This window comes from Pararhizobium sp. LjRoot235, from assembly GCF_964254145.1.
Classification (GTDB): domain Bacteria; phylum Pseudomonadota; class Alphaproteobacteria; order Rhizobiales; family Rhizobiaceae; genus Pararhizobium.
Genome location: NZ_CAXUSP020000001.1, coordinates 3,297,571 through 3,315,851, shown reverse-complemented (window position 1 = coordinate 3,315,851; position 18,281 = coordinate 3,297,571). Strand labels below are relative to the sequence as shown.

The following is an 18,281-nucleotide window of genomic DNA, read 5'->3' as shown; positions in this document are numbered from 1 at the left end:
GACGACATTGGGGGAGCGGCAGCGGGAGCCCCCCGTGTCAGGGCACCGCACTGTTCACCCGCCATCCCCTGATCCACAAATCCCGCAAGCCGTCGCCTTCGCCGCGAAAATGACTGTCCGTCATCTCGCAACGTTCCACCCGGTCGGCCCGGAAATTGCGGATAGCGGTGCGCAGCTCGCACCAGGCGACCACTACGGCGGTCGCGGAATAATAGATCAGCGCCAGCGGCCGGACCGTGCGCGTGCTTGGCCTTCCGAATTCGTCGCGATAATCGATGCGCAGTTTCTGCTCGTCGCGGATCGCCCGGCGCACCATGGCGAAGTCGAGACCCGAGGGTGGCGGCGCAATCGTGCCCCAGGCATGCAGCGCGTTGGAGCGCATGGCTTGCCTGAGCGGCGCGGGCATGGCGCCGGCGATCTTCTGGTTGACGCGCTTGGCAGCGTCCTTCAATTCGTCGTCGCCGGTGCGCTCCAGAAGCGCCAGCGCCAGCACGATCGCCTCCGTCTCCTCGATGGAAAACATCAGCGGCGGCAGGTCGAAGCCGGGCCTCAAGATATAGCCGATGCCACGCCCGCCCTCGATCGGCACCCGCATTGCCTGAAGCGCCGCGATGTCGCGGTAGATCGAGCGGACGGTGACTTCGAGGTTCTCGGCGATTTGTGCCGCGGTCACCGGCTTCGTCGCCAGCCGCAGGATCTGGATGATCTCGAACAGTCGCGATGCCTTGCGCACGGTTTTCCTCATGCCACGAAACGCTCCTGACAGAACCCTGTCAGTTGGGTGACGCTATAGCATGTCCGCAAGTGCTTGAAAAACAAACAGTGCGCCAATTGCGCACATCTCCTGACGGACGGAACAACTGACATGACCTACGCGGAAAATCTCTGGCTCTTCTTCACCCTTCTCTTCGGCATCATCATCGTGCCCGGCATGGACATGGTCTTCGTCATGGCCAATGCGCTGACGGGCGGCCGGGCGTCTGGCCTGACGGCGACGGCGGGCATCATGGCAGGCGGTGTCTTCCACACGCTTTATGCGGCGCTCGGCGTCGGCCTGCTGCTGCACATGGTGCCGCAACTCTTCAACGTGCTGCTGCTGCTCGGGGCCGCCTATATCGGCTGGATCGGCTTTTCCTTGGTGAGAAGCAGCATCGCCATCGCCTCGGTCGAACCGGGTGCCCGGCTGTCGCTGTGGACGAGCTTTCGCCGCGGTGCCTTGACCAGCATCCTCAATCCCAAGGCCTACCTGTTCATGCTGGCCGTCTATCCGCAGTTCCTGAAACCGCAGTTTGGTCCCCTGTGGTCGCAGGCGCTGATCATGGCGGTGATGATTTCGGTCACACAGCTGGCGGTCTATGGCAGCCTTGCACTTGCTGCCGGGCGCAGCCGCGACATGCTGGTCGCCAGCCCGCGTGGAACGGCGCTGATCGGGAAGATGGCCGGCGTGGTCCTGATTGTCGTCGCGGCTCTGACCGCCTGGCAGGGCTGGAGGTCCATTGCTTAAGGCAACGTCAAAAAAACATGAGTGAGAAACTCCCGTTAATTCAATCTGTTGCGGCAACCCGTCATAAACTCGGTCTCAAAAAAATGTTACTTCCTTCGTGAACGCAAAATGCAATCATGCCGGCGCATTGAGAGGAATGGCCGAGGCGGAATCCGTTGCGGCCGCGTCGGACCAGGAGAATTTCATGAAACTGAGAACCGTGTTTATTGCCATTGCGATCGCTGGCTGCGGCATGTCCGCAGTGATGGCGGCCGGAGAGCCGCAGGAGGTCCGCCAGGGTCTGATGAAGGGGGTCGGTCAATCGGTGGGCGCGCTTGTCGCCATCGCCAAGGGGGAAAAACCCTACGACGGCGCCGTGGTCACGGCGTCGCTGGAAACGATCAGCAAGAACGTCAAGGCCTTCCCCGATCAGTTCCCGGCAGGCTCGGAAACCGGCATGGAGACGGAAGCCAGCCCGAAGATCTGGGAAAACATGGCCGACTTCAAGGCCAAGGCCGCCAAGCTTGGCAGCGACATCGATGCGACGCTCGCCCAGCTTCCGGCCGATCAGGCGGCTGTCGGCGCAGCCCTCGGCGTCATCGGCAAGAATTGCGGCGACTGTCATCAGACCTACCGCCTCAAGAAGTGAGACGCGCGTCGCATCCCCCCGAATATATAATCCTTTGGCGCGCCGGGTCTGAGCCTGGCGCGCCAAAGGTGTTTTCCGGATGAAGCAGGGGGCAGGGTTTATGGGCGCACGGGTTCGCAAATTGATATCGGCGGTGGTGCTGTTCGGCGCGATGACCGGTGGTGTCACCTGGTTCCTGATGAAGCCCGAGCCCTGGCCGGCCGCCCATTGGGAAAGCCTCGGCGAACCGGATCTTGCCAATGGCGAACAGGTCTTCTGGGCGGGCGGCTGCGCCAGTTGCCACGCGGCGCCGAAATCGGAAGGCGACGCCAAGCTGGTTCTGACCGGCGGGCTGCCGCTGAAGAGCCCGTTCGGCACCTTCCACGTTCCCAATATCTCCCCGGACGAAACCGCCGGCATCGGCAGCTGGACGCTCGCCGATTTCGGCAATGCGATGACACGCGGCGTCGGCAGGAACGGCGAACATCTCTATCCATCCTTTCCCTATGGCTCCTATGCCCGGCTGCCGCAGAAGGACATCAACGATCTCTGGGGTTTCATGAAGACCCTGCCGAAGAGCGCCAATATTACGCCGCCGCACGAGCTGCCGTTTCCTTACGATATTCGCGTGGTCCTCGGCGGCTGGAAGCTCCTGTTCTTCACCGACAAGCCGCGCGCGACGGTTGACACCGGCAATCCGAAGCTCGCCCGCGGCCAGTATCTCGTCGAAGGCCCAGGCCATTGCGGCGAATGCCACACCCCGCGCAACGCCCTCGGCGGCTTCGAAACCGACCAGTGGCTGGCCGGTGCGCCAAACCCGGAAGGTCAAGGCCGCATTCCCAACATCACGCCGGGCTCGAAGAGCATCGGCGCTTGGAGCGAAAGCGATATCGTCAACTACCTCGAAACCGGCTTCACGCCGGATTTCGATTCGGTCGGCGGGACGATGGTCGAGGTGCAGAAGAACATGGCCAAACTGCCCGCCAGCGACCGCGAGGCGATTGGGGCCTATTTGAAGGCGGTGCCGGGGAGGGAGTAGTGAAGCGCTTGCGATTATTGCTAGCATTCATTAAAGTGATAGCATGAACAGCAAGCACAGGAAGACGCTTGCCGCGATCTTCAAGGAACCGGTATCCGGCACGATCGACTGGGCAGACATCGAAAGCCTTCTTGTGGCTGTCGGATGTACCGTCATCGAGGGCAACGGATCGCGTGTAAGATTTTCCTTCGCAACTGATGTGGAGAGTTTTCACCGTCCGCATCCAGCGAAGGAAGCCAAGCGCTATCAAGTGCGCGCGGCGCGGGACTTGCTGCTTCGCATAGGAGTAAACCCATGAACACTATGTCCTACAAGGGCTATGCAGCCCGTATCGAATATGATGCGGAGGACGAGATTTTCTTCGGAAAGCTTGCGGGCATTACCGATGGCATCAGTTTCCACGCCGACACGGTGGCAGACCTGAAGGCAGCATTTCATGAGGCGGTGGACGATTATATCGAAACCTGCGCGAAGATCGGCAAGGACCCGCAGAAGCCCTATTCCGGCAAGATGATGTTCCGTGTCGATCCGGAGGTGCATGCCCAGGCAGCCAAGGCGGCGGAACTCTCGGGAAAAAGCCTCAATCAATGGGCGGCAGAGGTGCTGGCAAAAGCCGCGGCGTCGAAAGCGGCTTGAACTGGGCCTTCCTCTGTCGTGACTGCAAGGCGCGACCTTGCGGACGCGCCTATCGCCTTGGAGCCTCGAAACCGCGCTTCCTCACGCCAGCGTCTGCAGATAGCGCATGCCGGTCACCGGACCAGGCGTGAAATTTTCCGATTCGTAGAAGCGGTGCGCCTGGAAATTGCCGGTGGCGGCGCTGACGGAGAGGTAGGTGGCGCCTGCCATGCGGGCATGCTCGCGGGCCTTTGCGACGAGATGGCGGCCGATGCCGGTGCCGCGGTGGGCCGGGCGGACGTAGAGCTGATGCAATTCCATGCCGCGCGCGCCCTGCTGGGCGCGGTAGAGCGGCACGAGGATGGCGTAACCGATGAGTTCGCCCGCGGCTTCGGCGACCAGCGCGGTGATCCACGGCATGCGGCCGAACAGGTCGCGTTCCAGATGTTCCGGGGTGACAGCAGCGGCATCGCCGTGATGAGCGGCAAGCTCGGTGATCATCTCGCGGAGCTCGGCCAAGTCGCGCGGCTTGGCGGTGCGGATGGTCACCATCGGCGCGCGCGTGGCGGGATGGGCATGATGTGTCGGGATGGCGGTCTGCAGCATGTCGAGGCTCCTGAAGGGCTTCCCGCCATCAGGTGCCGTCCAAAAACAAAAGCCGCCTGATGGCGGCTTGTTGAACGAGATCAGTCAGCCGCACCTATGGGAGCAGCGTAAAATACCAACGGGCGATGTTTACGGTTCTGATCATGGCGGGCAATTTCGTCTTTTCCGGAATTTTGTCAACCGGAAATCGAGCCGCTGTTAATTTTTATGGTCGAAACAAGATCGGCAGGCGCCATCCAGCAAAGAGCAGCCACATTCGCGGCCTACCGATCGTTGACCAGCGACAGCGTCGTGCATTGAGAAGTGCCTAATATTCATACTTCTTATCAATGGCTTGCCGTCGCTTCCAGATTCATCACGGGAGAACCCATCGCATGTCGTTCACGCTCAGCCGCCGGTCCTTCGTCATCGGTTCCGGTTTGTTTCTTCCCGCCGTCGGCCTCGATGCCGGCACCGCCTTTTCCGCCGAAAACGACATCACTCTGCAGCTTGCGAGCCTGGAAAAGCGCACCGGCGGTCGTCTCGGCGTTTCCGTCCTCGATACGAAGAGCAATGCTTCCTTCGTTCATCGCCAGGACGAGCGCTTTGCAATGTGCTCGACCTTCAAGGCGCTTGCTGCCGCCTTCGTGCTGGCGCGTGTCGACAAGGGCGAGGAGATGCTCGGCCGGCGCATCGCCGTTGCGAAGGCGGATCTCCACTCCCATTCGCCGGTCGCCGAAAAACATGTCGGCGACACAATGACGGTCGGCGAGCTCTGCGACGCAGCCGTCACCTACAGCGACAATGCCGCCGCCAACCTCATTCTGGCGAGTTTCGGCGGGCCGGACGGGCTGACGGCCTGGCTGCGGTCGATCGGCGACGAAACGACGCGGCTCGACCGCACCGAACCCGCCCTCAACGAGGCAAAGCCGGGCGATCCGCGCGATACGACGACGCCGGCTGCGATGATGCGAACACTGGGAAAACTGCTGCTCGAAGACGTGCTTTCGCCGCCATCCCGCGACCAGTTCGCCGCCTGGCTCGTCGCCAACAGGACAGGCGACCGGCGGCTGAGGGCAGGGCTTCCCGCCAACTGGACGATCGGCGAGAAGACCGGCACCAGCGGCCATGGGGAAGCGGGAGATGTCGGCTTCATGCGGCCGCGCGAGGGCCACACGATTTTGGCCTCGGTCTATATCGCCGAGGCGACGAGGAAGGTGAAGGAGCTCGAGCCGATCTTCGCCGAGGTCGGCAAACTGATCGTCGCGATGGCGTGACGGGCCGCCCCGGGAAATTTCCTGTACCTATGGGCAACACGGGCCTCGTGTGCTCCGTGCATTGATGGAACAATCGAGCGCGCCAGCCGGTTTTCTTCGAACGTCATCGAAGGAGCGGACAATGCCGAAAAAGAAGCAGAAGAAATGGTCCAAACACGTGACCGAGACCAGCAACGCCCTGGATCTGGAAAAGGACGTGTTCCGGTCGCATGATCCCGAAGAAATCGCGCGATCCCTGAAGCATTCGGCCGAGGAGAGCGACCGGCGCAAATCGAACCCGTTTCGATCCGCCATGTCGATGCTGAATTTCTACATCAACCGGGCCGGCAAGAACCTGCCGAAGAAGCAGAAGAAGGTTCTGGAAGACGCCAAGGGCGAATTGCGGAAGGATTTTGGCCGCGATCCGAAATAGGATACAGCGCCGCGCCGTATGAGGTGTAAAGGGCGCTGTAGCACTTTGAAACAGCCGCGTAACGCCTTAAATCGATTCCGATTTTGGAAGTTATGCAGTAAATCGTCGGCATCGTGATTCACAACGAGGCTGATATGAAGAGATTGCTGTTTGTTCTTTTGGTTGCAGTTGTTGCCGTTGTCGCGGTGATCGGGGCGCGCTGGTGGATCTATGTCACCAATACCAGCGACCCGCTGGACGAAGTCGGCATCGAGCTGAACAGCCGCATGCCGGAACCATTGCGCAAATGGGGCTGCGCCCAGTTGAAGGCGAATTTCCACGACCGCCTGCCGCCCTATGGCTGCACGGCAATCGGAAGCACGGACTGGGAATAGGCTTTCAATGGGCATCACGTGCCGCAGAACGTCCTCACCACTTCCTCGGAGGGCGTTGGCGGCGCGGCATAGGCTGCGAAGCCCTGCTGATCCTCGTAGGGCTTCGCAAGGACCTTCAATAGCGCCTCGAACAGCGAGAAATCGCCTTCGTCCTCGGCAGCGCGGATGGCCTGCTCGATCCGGTGGTTGCGCGGAATATAGGCCGGATTGACCAGCCGCATCGCCTGTGCCCGTTCATGCGGCGTCTGCGCCTCGCGCGACAGCCGGGCGCGCCAGTCGGCAAGCCAGGGCGTCACCGCCGCCGGGTCGCGGAAGCTCGTTGTAAATGCCTTCTGTGCCGCTTCGCTTTCGGCCGCGTCGGCAAGCCGCCGGAAGGTCAGGGTGAAATCCGCCTGTCCGTCCTTCATCAGCGACAGCAGGCCCTGGACGAGATCGAGGTCGCCGTCTTCGTCTTGCGTCAGGCCGATCTTGGCCTTCATGCCGGTGAGCCAATGGGTCTGGAAGCGTGGGCCATAGCCGGCGATCACGTCATTGGCGAGATTGACGGCCTCGGAAGCGTCGGGGTCGAACAGCGGCAACAGCGTTTCGGCCAGCCGCGCCAGGTTCCACTGGCCGATCGCCGGCTGGCTGGCATAGGCATAGCGCCCGCCCTGGTCGATCGAGGAGAACACCTTGGCCGGATCATAGGCGTCGAGAAAGGCGCAGGGGCCGAAATCGACCGTCTCGCCGGAGACGGCGCAATTGTCGGTGTTCATCACCCCATGGATGAAGCCGATATGCAGCCAGCGGGCAATCAGCGAAGCCTGCCGCTCGGCGACGGTCTCAAGCAGCGCCAGGTAGGGGCGCTCCTGTCCCTTGATTTCCGGATAGTGTCGGTCGATCACATAGTCGGCCAGCGTCCTGATGCCCTCGGCGTCACCGCGTGCGGCGAAAAACTGGAAGGTGCCGACGCGGATATGGCTTGCCGCGACGCGGGTGAAGACAGCACCAGGCAGCACTCGCTCGCGATAGACCGGCTCGCCGGTGACGACGGCCGCCAGCGCCCGGGTCGCCGGGATGCCGAGCGCATGCATCGCCTCGCTGACGATATATTCCCGCAGCACCGGTCCGAGCGCCGCGCGTCCGTCGCCGCGGCGTGAATAGGGCGTCTTGCCGGCGCCCTTCAACTGGATATCGCGACGCACGCCGTTTCTGTCGATCACCTCGCCGAGCAGGATCGCCCGCCCGTCGCCGAGCAGCGGCACGAACTGGCCGAACTGGTGACCGGCATAGGCCATGCCCAGCGGCTCGGCGCCTTCGGGAACACTGTTGCCGGAAAAGATCGCAGCACCATCGCGCTCCAGCGCATCCGCATCAAGGCCAAGCTCTTCAGCCAGCGGCCGGTTGAACTTGATCAGCCACGGTTCCGCCACCGGCGTCGGATGGACGCGCGCGAAAAAACGCTCCGGCAGCCGCGCATAGCTGTTGTCGAAGGGGATCGGCGCAATCGCGGCGGTTCTCTCGGATTTCGGTTGGCTATGGTCCATGCTGTCCTCTACACCGAATACCGTCTCGGTCAGCGGCTTGCCGATGATATCGCATCCGCTAACGGTTGGTGAGCCGGATATCGTGCGTGCGGGCTTGCATTGCAAGGCCTTGTTTTCCGCCGCTGTTCGATGGAGTCATGCCCCGTGTGCCTGACTGCTCAGGGCTGGCGTGTCGGCGTCCCGCCGAGCGTGCGGTCCAGCCCCTCGATGTCGAGAGGCTGGCACTGCCGCGCCTTTGTCATTGCACGAGGCGGATCGCACCCGGGTTGTTGATTGTCGTATTTGCCAGCTCCGGGTCGCAGTTCATTTTAAAATAGCTGTTTCCGGTCAGGGTGATCTCCTGCGCGACCAGGCGAATACACTCTCCGCCCGTGGCGCCGTTCCCGGAATACTGGATCTCCTGCGTGTCCGGCATGTAGACGATCCCGGTCAGCGAGGACGAGCTGTTGCCGTTGATCACGGCTGATTGCGTGTTTCCATGCTCCGCAACGATCGAAAACCCGGCCCAGTCTCCCAAGAGCGATGGCGAGATATCGAATGTGGCGCCGCCGTGAATGAGGAGGCTGGCGCCGTTCATCAGGAAAAACGTGACACCGTGACCGGTCACCACCGATTGGCTGGTCAATTGCAGGGAGCCGCCATCGATGAGGTAGGAGCCTGGCTCGAGATTTATTTTGCCCTTGAGGTCGAGGCCGCCATAGGTTCCCGGCTTCAAGGTGACGACATAACCGGCATTGTTTCCGTTCGGGGTCCGTCCGGTGCCGTTGCAATTTCCATTGCCGCCACCGCCGCCGACGAAATTCTGGCCGCAGCCCGAGAGGCTGATCCACGAACTGGCCGGCGGGAGTTTCTTGTACTTGAATGGATCCGGAACCCTTGACGATTTCTCATGCGGTTCGGGACAGGCCAGTTGTACCGCATTGGGATCGATCGATATGCCGCCGGCAGAATAGAGGCACTCGGCTTTCAAGCGGCCCGAGCCGCCGACATAGATCGCCTGTGCGTCGGTGGAGTTTGCCGTGATGGTACAGCCGCTCATATCGATATCCGCGCTGCCGCTCACCTCGAATGACCTGTATTGCGTCGGGTGGAGGGCAAGGATGCACGCTTCTATTCCGGGCACCCGGGCGGCAACGGCGCGTTTACTGATTTCGAAGGGAAGCCGCTCTAGGAACATGGGTTTGTAGTTGAAACCGTAGGCCGCGGTTGCCGTATCCTCGAACGCGCCGTGAGCGAGCGTCAGGCTGAAACTCGACAAGCCGTCTTCCTCGGGCAACGGCTCGGAATTTGCCGGAACAGTGAAATTGCCAAAGAAGATGTCACTTGCTTCCTTGGTCGTTTCGTCTTCGCTGGAGCCTTCACCGAAGGAGCGGACTGCCGAAAGGGCCGCGCTGTCCAGCGCCGCTTGCAGTTTCGCTGCTTCGACGTGGGCGGCTCCAAGATCAATCACCACAGCAGCGGCTCCGATGACCGGAACGAATGCAATGGCAGTCAGAGTGGCAAAATTACCCGATTCGTCACCAAGGAAATGATCGATATACGCTTTGAATGGCCCCCGCATAGCTACCCCCTCTATATGGACTGGCAATTAAGAGGGAATGTTACTGATCTCTAATGTTAGAAAGATGAAAGAAACCATTAAGATTTTATGGGTTTTCGCAAACGCTTCTTTGCGGATTTCGCCTTCCATCGTCTGTTGCCGGGCAGGCGCTGCAATTTCCCATCTGGTCCGCAGCGCCTGAGACCCAGGCGCCGGAACAACATCGCCTCTCAGCCGCCGGCGCCTTCCATCTCCGCCGCAAGCTCCGCCAGTTTCCGCACCGTATTGAGATTGCGCGATGTTGCATGCTTCAGCGCCGGCAGTTTCAGTTTCGAGCGCCCGGAGCCATTGGGATAATGCACGTAGATCTCTCGGCCCGCCACGTGCACCTCTTCGCCATCAGGCGCGACGAGTTTGTCGAGGGCATTGGCAGGCGCGGCCTCCGGCAGAAAGTTGACCATCAGGTAGTTCGGTTTGGCATCCGGAAAGGGATTGTTCTCAGCGATCGCTTCCAGTTGGCTGCGGCTGCGCACCATCACGCCCGGTGCCTTGCCCATGAATTCGGCGAGCGCCTTATCCAGAACGCTCGCGGCATCAGTGGCGGAGAGATCGGAGCAGAACAGCACATTGCCGCTCTGTATAAAGGTCTTCACGTCCAAGAAGCCGGCCTTCTCGCAAAGCGCCTTCAGGTCGCTCATGGCAAGCTTGCCGGTTCCACCGACATTGACGGCGCGCAGAAGGGCGATATGGACAGGCATATGATCTCTCTTTCCATTACTATGTCGGGTGCAGATTAATGCGGAGAGGCGCCCTTGCCAATCAAGCAGCACAGGCCCCAGGCGGTGCTTCTTGATCAGGCCGTACCGCCGGATGCGGCCTCGGTCTGCTCACAAGCCGCCGCAGTCGGTTCCCGAAATTGTTGCTGAAGAATTGCCAACTTGTCACGCTCGCCTTACTTTGGCTGTCGGGTTTGGAGATCGGCCATGAACGAGATATTGAAGATATCATTGCCGTCCGAGATGGTGGACGCTATTGAGAGCCGGGTGAAGGCTGGCGGCTATGCCTCCACCAGTGATGTGCTGCAGGAGGCCGTGGAACTGTTGCTTCAACGTGAAAGTGACGATGAGCTCAGGCTGGTATCGATCCGGTCGAAAATTGCCGGGTCGCTGGGGGATGGCTCTGCGGACATCAGTATGGACGAGATGGATGATTGGCTGGAAAAACTGGCCGAAGAAAATCGCCATTGATGAAGCCGCACAAAGTGGTTTTCAGAAAAACCGCTCATGCGGATTTGCGCATGATCTTCTCGTATGTTCTGGAAAAAAGCGGCAGTAGTGACACCGCGCTGAACTATGTGCGACGCATCCGAAGGAAATGCGAAGAGATCGGTATCGCGCCACTTGCCCATGTGGAGCGTCCTGACATCTGGCCGGGATTGCGGATGGCTGTCTTCGAGCATCGTATCGTCATTCTCTACGTCGTTCAAAACGAAACCATCCGCATCACGAACATCCTGTCGGGAAGCCGGGACTATGAGGCCTTGATGCGTACGCCTACATCTTCCCCGCAACCTTGATCGCAAACGCATATTCGAACGCGATCTCCTCCAGCCGCTGGAAGCGCCCGGAGGCGCCGCCGTGGCCGGCGTCCATGTTGGTCTTCATCAGGATCGGCTGGGAGCCGGTGGTCTTTTCGCGCAGCTTGGCCACCCATTTGGCCGGCTCCCAATAGGTGACGCGCGGATCGGTGAGCCCACCGAGCGCCAGGATGGCCGGGTAGGGCTTTGCCGAAACATTGTCGTAAGGGGAATAGGCCGCCATGCGCTCATAGGCCGTCTTGCTCTCGATCGGATTGCCCCATTCCGGCCATTCCGGCGGGGTGAGCGGCAACGTGTCGTCGAGCATGGTGTTGAGCACATCGACGAAGGGCACGGCGGCGATGATGCCCCTGAACTTCTCCGGCGCCATGTTGGCGATCGCGCCCATCAGCATGCCGCCGGCCGATCCGCCTTCGGCGACGATGTTTGCGTAAGAGGTGAACTTCTGTTGATTCAGATAGTCGGCCGCTGCGATGAAGTCCTTGAAGGTATTGGTCTTCTTCTCCATCTTGCCGTCTTCGTACCACTGGAAACCCTTGTCCTTGCCGCCGCGGATATGGGCGATGGCATAGACGAAGCCGCGATCGGCAAGCGACAGGCAGTTGGTGTTGAAGCCGGCCGGAATGCTGATGCCATAGGCGCCGTAGCCATAGAGCAGGCAAGGTGCCGAGCCGTCGAGCGGCGTATCCCGACGATAGAGCAGGGTGACCGGAACCTCCGCACCATCCCATGACGGCGCCATGACGCGGCGGGTGACGTAGTCATCCGCATTGTGGCCGGACGGCACTTCCTGCGTCTTCAGCAGCGTGCGCTCGCGCGTCGCCATGTTGTAGTCGTAGAGCTGGCTCGGCGTCGTCATCGAGGAGTAGGAGAAGCGGATCACGTCGGTGTCGTATTCGCCGGCACCGGACAAGCCCAGCGAATAGGCTTCCTCGGCAAAGGCGATCGCGTGTTCCTCGCCGCTCCTGCGGTCGCGGATCTTGATCTGAGGCAGGCCGTTTTCTCGCTCCAGCCAGATGAGGTGACGGGCAAAGGCCATGTGCGAGAGGATCAGCCGGCCCGGCGTGTGCGGTACCACGTCGGTCCAGTTTTCGCGGCCGGGTTTGTCAACCGGCGTCTGCATGATCTTGAAATCCTTGGCGCCGTCCGCATTGGTCAGGATATAGAAAACATCGCCGCCCTCGGTCAGCGAATATTCGAGACCCGTTTCGCGCGACGCGACAAGCTTAGGTTTGGCCATCAGGTCCGACGTCGGCAAGAGCCAGTATTCGCTGGTCTCGTGGTCGTGGATGTCGATGTAGATGAAATCATCGAGCATCGAACCGCCGACGCCCATGAAGAAGCCCGGATCCTCCTCCTCGTAGACCAGCCGGTCGTCGCTCTGCGGTGTGCCGATGATGTGGTGGAAGATCTTCGATGGTCGATGGTTGTCGTCGAGCACGGTGTAGAAGAAGCTCTTGCCATCCGGCGCCCAGGCGCCGCCGCCGCCGGTGTTCTCGATGACGTCGGTTAGGTCCTCGCCGGTTGCAAGATCGCGGATGCGCAGCGTGTAATATTCCGATCCCTTGTCGTCATAGCCCCAGAGGCCGCGGCTATGGTCGGTCGAGTGGTCGATGCCGGCCAGCCGGAAATAGGCCTTGCCGTCGCCCTCCTTGTCGCCGTCGAGAAGGACCTTCCGTTCGCCGCCATCGCGGGGGATGCGGAAATAACGGGGTTGCTCGCCGCCGGTGACGAAGAACGTGCCATAGGCAAAAGGTCCGTCCTTCATCGGCACGGAACTGTCGTCTTCCTTGATGCGGCCCTTCATTTCGGCAAACAGCGTCTTCTGCAGCGCCTCGGTATCGGCCATCGCCGCCTTCATATAGGCGTTCTCGGCTTCGAGGTGCTTGCGGATGTCCGGATCGAGGATCGAGGGGTCCTTGAACATCGCCTGCCAGTTGTCGGCGCGCAGCCAGGCATAGTCGTCCGTCCGGGTGATGCCATGACGGGTGTCCGTGACCGGCTTTTTTTGAGCGGCGGGAGCGGCGGGCAGATTCTTGAAAATGGACAAGGATGACTCCGGGGAAAATGCGAGGGTTGTACACCGGAGATAGAGGCCGGGTGCGCAAGGTTCAAGGAAAAAGCGCGCGCTGTTGCAGAGATCTGCGTGGGCGGCCTCCTTGCGCCAATCTCCCCCGGTTGAGGGCGGGGCCTGTCACATATGGATTTACGGCTTGCTGCCTCTTCTCCCCGGGGGGAGAAGGTGGCGCAAAGCGCCGGATGAGGGGGCGGCTGGCGCCGAGATCGCCGAGAAAACCCCCTCATCGCCTCGCATGCGCTCGGCACTTCTCCCCGCGGGGGAGAAGAGGGAGTTCGTCGCAATCGCCTTCGCCCCCATGCGTTCCCCACAAGCGGGAGAGGGGATCACGGAGGCCGCCGCCTGTCTCTTCTCCCCAGTGGGGAGAAGGTGGCCCGAAGGGCCGGATGAGGGGGGCGGCTGGCACCGAATTTGCCGAAAGACCCCCTCATCGCCTCGCATACGCTCGGCACTTCTCCCCGCCGGGGAGAAGAGGGAGTTTGTCGCAAACATCTTCGATCCGCAGGCCGCGATTTCACATAGAAAAGCTTTAACCGTACGTTAGCGCAATTCCTTCAGATTGCGCCTCAGGCGCGATGTCGGTTTCCCCCAGCGCTCTGTCAGAGGCATCATGCCTTGAACCTCCCATTTTTTCGTTCAGCTTGCGGGCCGTCGGCCCTGCCGGAGTTCCGTCATGACCTTTCGCAATCTCTCCATTCTCCAGAAGATCGGCCTCGTCGTGTTCGTCATGGGGCTGTCCTCGCTGGTCATCGCCTTTGTCGGCGCGAAAGGAATCTCCGCACTGGAGCGGGCCATCGTGTCGGTCGGCGCGAAAGAGGAAGTCGCGCGCGAGGCGATGGACCTGCGTGTCGATATCATCGCCATCAGCCGCATGACCTACCAGCTCGCCGCAGAGCCTGAAAAGGCGGCCGATTTCCGCGCGGAAACGGAGAAACGCTCGAAGGAAATGCTGGAGCGTTTGCCGAAGATCGAAGCGGCGGCCGATGAAACGGAACTCAAGCAGCTGCAGACGATCCGCGCGACGCTCGAGACTTATTTCGGCGAAATCCGCGCCATGGTCGATGTGGCCGAAAAGAGCGGCAAGGACGGCGCTGCGATCAAGGCCGGGCTCGACAAGGCGCTCGTCGCCCAAAAGACCGTCACCAGCGCCGTCAAGGAATACAGCGCCTATTCGGGCAACACGCTTGCCACGGCCCGCGCGGACGCTCTCCAGTCCTCGTCGCTGGCACTGGTCATCGCCCTCGCATCGGCCGCGGCCTGCATCGTGCTGGGCGCAGTGGCGAGCCTTCTCGTCGCGCGCCGGGGGATCGCCGCACCTGTGCGCAGCCTGACGGCGGCCATGAGCCGCCTTGCCGAGGGCAACCTCGACAACACGGGCACGGATGCCGAACGCAAGGACGAGATCGGCGAAATGGCCCGCGCCGTCGAAGTCTTCCGCCGCAATGCGCTGGCGATGCGCGACATGAAGGCTCAGGAAGCAGCCCTTCATGCGCTCAGCAGCGATCTGCAATCGAGCATCAGCGCCGTCGTGGCGGCCGCCGTTGCCGGCGATTTCACCGGCCGTATTGGCAAGGACTACCAGAACGACGATCTCAACCGCTTCGCCGGCAGCGTCAACGAACTGGTCGGCAGCATCGACCAGGCCGTCAGCGAAGTGCGCCGCGTCATTGCGGCCCTTGCCGATGCGGACCTGTCGCAGAGCATGGAAGGCCAGTTCCTCGGCGCGTTTGCCGAGCTGCAGCAGAACGTCAATGCGACGATGCTGACGCTGCGTTCGACCATGCACAATGTCCGTGGCGCCGCCGGTACCATCAAGGAAAGCTCCGCCGAGCTGAGTTCCGCCGCAAACGACCTGTCGAAGCGCACCGAGCAGCAGGCTGCAGCCCTGGAAGAAACCGCCGCAGCCCTCGACGAGATCACCGCCACCGTCCGCGCCTCCTCCTCGCGCGCCAACGAAGCCCGCGACATGGTGCGCGAAACCAAGGAGAGCGCCGGCAAGTCGGGCGAGATCGTCCGCGATGCCGTCAGCGCCATGAGCCGCATCGAGGGTTCGTCGAGCCGGATCAGCCAGATCATCGGCGTCATCGACGAAATTGCCTTCCAGACCAACCTGCTTGCCCTCAACGCCGGCGTCGAAGCGGCGCGGGCAGGGGAAGCCGGCCGCGGCTTTGCCGTCGTCGCCCAGGAAGTCCGTGAACTGGCGCAGCGCTCCGCCAATGCCGCCAAGGAGATCAAGACGCTGATCAGCGCGTCTGCCTCGGAAGTCGAAGGCGGCGTCTCGCTGGTGCGGGCAACGGGCGATGCCCTGCTGGAAATCGAGAAGCTCGTCCTGCGCGTCAACGACCATGTCGACAGCATCGCGACCGCGGCGCGCGAACAGGCAACTGCGCTTGCCGAAATCAACACCTCGGTCAACCACATGGACCAGATGACCCAGAAGAACGCCGCCATGGTCGAGGAGACGACGGCCGCCAGCGAGACGCTCGCCGACGAAAGCCGCCAGCTGCAGACCCTGCTTGCCCGCTTCAAGCTGGAGGAAACAGGCAGGTCGTCGCAGCCGCAGCAGCGTACCCGTTACGCGGCCTGAACCTCCGGCCAAGGCACCACATCTGGAAACGGCCGCATGTCGATGGACCTGCGGCCGTTTTCGCGCGCTGGATCGGTTCCAGGATCAGTCCATTGTGCCCATCTTTCCCTCAGGCTCGCCCCGGCGTCGCCGATGAAGGCGCGGATTTCGGTGTCTGCGCCCGCCTCCTCCATCAGGACGCGTTCAGGTGGGTGTCAGTTTTTTGGTTTCCTCTCCATCATCTGTGCGGCCAGGCGGCCGTGCCGGGCCTGTCGGGACAGAGGGACAACATGACGAAGAACGCACTGCATATTGTCCTTGAGACCGAGCGGAGGGACACTGTCTTCGGTCAGGACGAGCCGCCGGTCGGCGATTTTTCCTTCAATGCCAAGGTGGCTGACGTGTTTGACGACATGGTCAGCCGCTCGGTGCCGCACTACGAAGAAATGCAGCGGATGGTCTGCGAACTGGCGCTGGATTTTGCCAGCCCCAATACCAGCTTGTACGATATCGGCTGCTCGACTGCGACCACGCTGCTGGCCCTCGATCCCGTTCTGGATCCCAGTGTCAAGTTCATTGGCGTCGACAACGCCCCCGACATGCTGGAGAAGGCACGGCAGAAGATCGCCCAGACCGGGACGCAAAGGCCGATCGAGCTGCAGACGGCCGATTTGCACAAGGGCCTTTATATGGAGAATGCCAGCGTCGTCACGATGCTGCTGACGCTTCAGTTCATTCGTCCGCTCTACCGAGAGCGAATGATGAAGATGATCTACTCCGGTTTGAACGAACAGGGTTGCGTGATCCTGATCGAAAAGCTGACGAGCGAAGACACGACCTTCAACCGCCTGTTCATCCAGCATTACTACGACTTCAAGCGGCGAAACGGATATTCGGAGATCGAGATATCGAAGAAACGGGAAGCGCTGGAAAATGTTCTCATCCCGTACCGGCTGGAAGAGAATATCCAGCTTCTCAGGGAAACAGGATTCAAGCACGTCGAGGTGTTTTTCCGCTGGTACAATTTCTGCGGCATCATAGCGGTCAAATAGCTGAGAAAAAAATGAAATCCTTGATGATCTCCATCGGCAACTTTCTGTTCAGGTATCGAAACCAGCTATTTCCCGTCATCATCGTCGCGCTCTTTCTCTCCGCCGCGCCGGAAACGGAAATGTTTGGCAGCAAGCAGCTCGAAAATGCCAAGGACATGGTCGCATGGCTGATCACCTTTTGCGGGCTGGCGTTCCGCGCGGTCGTTATCGGCTACGCCTACATTCAGCGGGGCGGCCTAAATAAGAAGGTCTACGCCAAAAATCTTGTCACCGAAGGCATGTTCAGCATCTGCCGCAATCCTTTGTATGTCGGCAACGTCCTGATCTACAGCGCGGTCTTCCTCCTGCATGGCAACCCGGTGGTGACTGTCATCGGTATCCTGTTGTTCTGCTTCATGTACCAGTGCATCGTCTACGCCGAAGAGGCGTTCCTTGAGGGGAAATTCGGGGAAGGCTACAAGGTCTACTGCGCCGATGTCCCGCGCTGGCTACCGCGCTTCGGCAAATTTTCCGAGGCTACTGAGGGCATGGACTTCAATTTCAAGCGGGTCATTGCCAAGGATTATTCAACCGCATCGGCCGCACTGATCACCTTGCTGCTGGCGGAAATGTACGAGCACGTTGGCGGCTCGGTTCAGATCCCCGATGCCCGGTATGTGGCCATCCTCGCAACACTCATTGTTCTGACCGGCATCGCCACCGCATTCATCAGTCAGCTGAAGAAACGCGGGGTCTTCAGCGAGAAGAAAACGGTTTGAATGGAGACGTTCGGGCTCCCTGGACTGGAGCCCGACCGCCATCGGCAGCCGCATACCTGCCTGACGGCAATGATCCTTGACGCCGGCTGCAGCCCATTGCAACTGCGTCGCTACTTTCCTTGAAAATAATTTCTCCGGCATGTCGATTTTCCTGACACGCGTTCGTCGTATGATCAGAAAGCCATTGTGGCTTCCGTCAATCAGAGGAGAAAGACGATGCGCGTCATGGTTATGGTGAAGGCGACAAAGGAGTCAGAAGCGGGGATCATGCCCACGACCGAGCTTCTGGAGGCGATGGGCAAGTTCAACGAGCAACTGATCAATGCCGGCGTCATGCTGGCGGGCGAGGGGCTGCATCCCTCCTCGAAAGGCAAGCGTATCGCCTTCGACGGCCCCGGCCGTACCGTTATCGACGGCCCCTTTGCCGAGACCCGCGAACTGGTCGCCGGCTTCTGGATCTGGGAAGTGAAGGACATGGCCGAGGCGGTCGAATGGGCGAAGCGTTGCCCCAATCCGATGCCAGGCCCGAGCGAACTCGAGATCCGCCCGGTGTTCGAGGCCGCCGACTTCGGCGATGCGCTGACGCCGGAGCTCGCCGAACGGGAGGAGCGTCAGCGCGAGAAGCTGGCCGGCCATTAGAGCGGGATGATTTTAGGTCGAATCGACCTGAAATATGAATCCGCTCTGGAATCAAAGAAGTAGAGCATGATGTCGTCCGAAAGCCGCTTACACTTTTCGGCATCATGCTCTAA

At 61.0% G+C, this 18,281-nt stretch carries 20 protein-coding genes; 14 read left to right on the top strand and 6 right to left on the bottom strand.

What is annotated here, in order from left to right; genetic code table 11:
• Window positions 1–37 precede the first annotated feature (37 nt).
• Window positions 38–733: a helix-turn-helix transcriptional regulator gene (locus ACSQ2Z_RS16250; RefSeq protein ID WP_436083105.1), complete on the bottom strand. Its 696-nt coding sequence runs from the start codon at window positions 731–733 to the stop codon at window positions 38–40.
• Between the two features lie 132 nt (window positions 734–865).
• On the opposite strand from ACSQ2Z_RS16250, the gene ACSQ2Z_RS16245 reads away from it, so the two are divergent.
• From ACSQ2Z_RS16245 to ACSQ2Z_RS16225, 5 genes are all read left to right on the top strand, one after another.
• The gene (locus ACSQ2Z_RS16245) at window positions 866–1,504 is read left to right on the top strand and encodes a LysE family translocator (protein ID WP_436082133.1); all 639 of its coding nucleotides are present in this window, start codon (window positions 866–868) and stop codon (window positions 1,502–1,504) included.
• A gap of 184 nt (window positions 1,505–1,688) precedes the next feature.
• Window positions 1,689–2,132 (top strand): c-type cytochrome, encoded by a 444-nt coding sequence (locus ACSQ2Z_RS16240; RefSeq protein ID WP_436082132.1) that lies wholly within the window; start codon window positions 1,689–1,691, stop codon window positions 2,130–2,132.
• A 151-nt stretch (window positions 2,133–2,283) separates the two neighbouring features.
• Window positions 2,284–3,150, top strand: coding sequence for a c-type cytochrome (locus ACSQ2Z_RS16235; protein ID WP_436083104.1), 867 nt, complete (start codon window positions 2,284–2,286; stop codon window positions 3,148–3,150).
• 43 nt (window positions 3,151–3,193) lie between these two features.
• Complete coding sequence (locus tag ACSQ2Z_RS16230; protein WP_436082131.1) at window positions 3,194–3,448, top strand: type II toxin-antitoxin system HicA family toxin; 255 nt, start codon at window positions 3,194–3,196, stop codon at window positions 3,446–3,448.
• Window positions 3,445–3,786 (top strand): type II toxin-antitoxin system HicB family antitoxin, encoded by a 342-nt coding sequence (locus tag ACSQ2Z_RS16225; RefSeq protein WP_436082130.1) that lies wholly within the window; start codon window positions 3,445–3,447, stop codon window positions 3,784–3,786. The genes ACSQ2Z_RS16230 and ACSQ2Z_RS16225 overlap by 4 nt, the downstream gene beginning before the upstream one ends.
• Window positions 3,787–3,867: 81 nt before the next feature.
• On the opposite strand, the gene ACSQ2Z_RS16220 is transcribed toward ACSQ2Z_RS16225, so the two are convergent.
• Window positions 3,868–4,371 carry an N-acetyltransferase family protein gene (locus tag ACSQ2Z_RS16220; RefSeq protein ID WP_436082129.1) on the bottom strand — a complete coding sequence of 168 codons (504 nt, stop codon included), beginning with the start codon at window positions 4,369–4,371 and terminating at the stop codon, window positions 3,868–3,870.
• Window positions 4,372–4,745: 374 nt separating this feature from the next.
• On the opposite strand from ACSQ2Z_RS16220, the gene bla reads away from it, so the two are divergent.
• From bla to ACSQ2Z_RS16205, 3 genes are all read left to right on the top strand, one after another.
• A complete protein-coding gene (gene bla, locus ACSQ2Z_RS16215; RefSeq protein WP_436082128.1) occupies window positions 4,746–5,627 on the top strand; it encodes a class A beta-lactamase in 882 nt (293 codons plus the stop codon).
• Between the two features lie 121 nt (window positions 5,628–5,748).
• A complete protein-coding gene (locus ACSQ2Z_RS16210; protein WP_436082127.1) occupies window positions 5,749–6,039 on the top strand; it encodes a DUF3175 domain-containing protein in 291 nt (96 codons plus the stop codon).
• Between the two features lie 134 nt (window positions 6,040–6,173).
• Window positions 6,174–6,413, top strand: coding sequence for a hypothetical protein (locus tag ACSQ2Z_RS16205; RefSeq protein WP_436082126.1), 240 nt, complete (start codon window positions 6,174–6,176; stop codon window positions 6,411–6,413).
• A gap of 14 nt (window positions 6,414–6,427) precedes the next feature.
• Here ACSQ2Z_RS16205 and ACSQ2Z_RS16200 read toward each other — a convergent pair whose 3' ends face one another.
• The 3 genes from ACSQ2Z_RS16200 to ACSQ2Z_RS16190 form a co-directional block, all read right to left on the bottom strand.
• Window positions 6,428–7,939 carry a protein adenylyltransferase SelO gene (locus ACSQ2Z_RS16200; protein WP_436083103.1) on the bottom strand — a complete coding sequence of 504 codons (1,512 nt, stop codon included), beginning with the start codon at window positions 7,937–7,939 and terminating at the stop codon, window positions 6,428–6,430.
• A gap of 238 nt (window positions 7,940–8,177) precedes the next feature.
• Window positions 8,178–9,500 (bottom strand): pilus assembly protein TadG-related protein, encoded by a 1,323-nt coding sequence (locus ACSQ2Z_RS16195; RefSeq protein WP_436082125.1) that lies wholly within the window; start codon window positions 9,498–9,500, stop codon window positions 8,178–8,180.
• Between the two features lie 209 nt (window positions 9,501–9,709).
• Window positions 9,710–10,237 (bottom strand): DUF1697 domain-containing protein, encoded by a 528-nt coding sequence (locus tag ACSQ2Z_RS16190; RefSeq protein ID WP_436082124.1) that lies wholly within the window; start codon window positions 10,235–10,237, stop codon window positions 9,710–9,712.
• A 225-nt stretch (window positions 10,238–10,462) separates the two neighbouring features.
• On the opposite strand from ACSQ2Z_RS16190, the gene ACSQ2Z_RS16185 reads away from it, so the two are divergent.
• Both ACSQ2Z_RS16185 and ACSQ2Z_RS16180 read left to right on the top strand, forming a co-directional pair.
• Complete coding sequence (locus ACSQ2Z_RS16185; protein WP_436082123.1) at window positions 10,463–10,726, top strand: ribbon-helix-helix domain-containing protein; 264 nt, start codon at window positions 10,463–10,465, stop codon at window positions 10,724–10,726.
• Entirely contained in the window at window positions 10,726–11,055 is a 330-nt protein-coding gene (locus ACSQ2Z_RS16180; RefSeq protein ID WP_436082122.1) for a type II toxin-antitoxin system RelE/ParE family toxin, read from the top strand. Before ACSQ2Z_RS16185 ends, ACSQ2Z_RS16180 begins: the two co-directional genes overlap by 1 nt.
• Here ACSQ2Z_RS16180 and ACSQ2Z_RS16175 read toward each other — a convergent pair.
• Entirely contained in the window at window positions 11,033–13,126 is a 2,094-nt protein-coding gene (locus ACSQ2Z_RS16175) for a S9 family peptidase (RefSeq protein WP_436082121.1), read from the bottom strand. The two genes, ACSQ2Z_RS16180 and ACSQ2Z_RS16175, sit on opposite strands and share 23 nt — an antisense overlap.
• Window positions 13,127–13,826: 700 nt before the next feature.
• Between ACSQ2Z_RS16175 and ACSQ2Z_RS16170 the strand changes: the two genes are divergently transcribed.
• The 4 genes from ACSQ2Z_RS16170 to ACSQ2Z_RS16155 all read left to right on the top strand — a co-directional run bounded on the left by ACSQ2Z_RS16170 (window position 13,827) and on the right by ACSQ2Z_RS16155 (window position 18,168).
• Complete coding sequence (locus ACSQ2Z_RS16170; protein WP_436082120.1) at window positions 13,827–15,740, top strand: methyl-accepting chemotaxis protein; 1,914 nt, start codon at window positions 13,827–13,829, stop codon at window positions 15,738–15,740.
• 269 nt (window positions 15,741–16,009) lie between these two features.
• Window positions 16,010–16,771 (top strand): carboxy-S-adenosyl-L-methionine synthase CmoA, encoded by a 762-nt coding sequence (gene cmoA, locus ACSQ2Z_RS16165; protein ID WP_436082119.1) that lies wholly within the window; start codon window positions 16,010–16,012, stop codon window positions 16,769–16,771.
• A gap of 11 nt (window positions 16,772–16,782) precedes the next feature.
• Window positions 16,783–17,529, top strand: coding sequence for a methyltransferase family protein (locus tag ACSQ2Z_RS16160; protein ID WP_436082118.1), 747 nt, complete (start codon window positions 16,783–16,785; stop codon window positions 17,527–17,529).
• Window positions 17,530–17,745: 216 nt separating this feature from the next.
• Window positions 17,746–18,168: a YciI family protein gene (locus ACSQ2Z_RS16155; protein ID WP_436082117.1), complete on the top strand. Its 423-nt coding sequence runs from the start codon at window positions 17,746–17,748 to the stop codon at window positions 18,166–18,168.
• Window positions 18,169–18,281 lie beyond the last annotated feature (113 nt).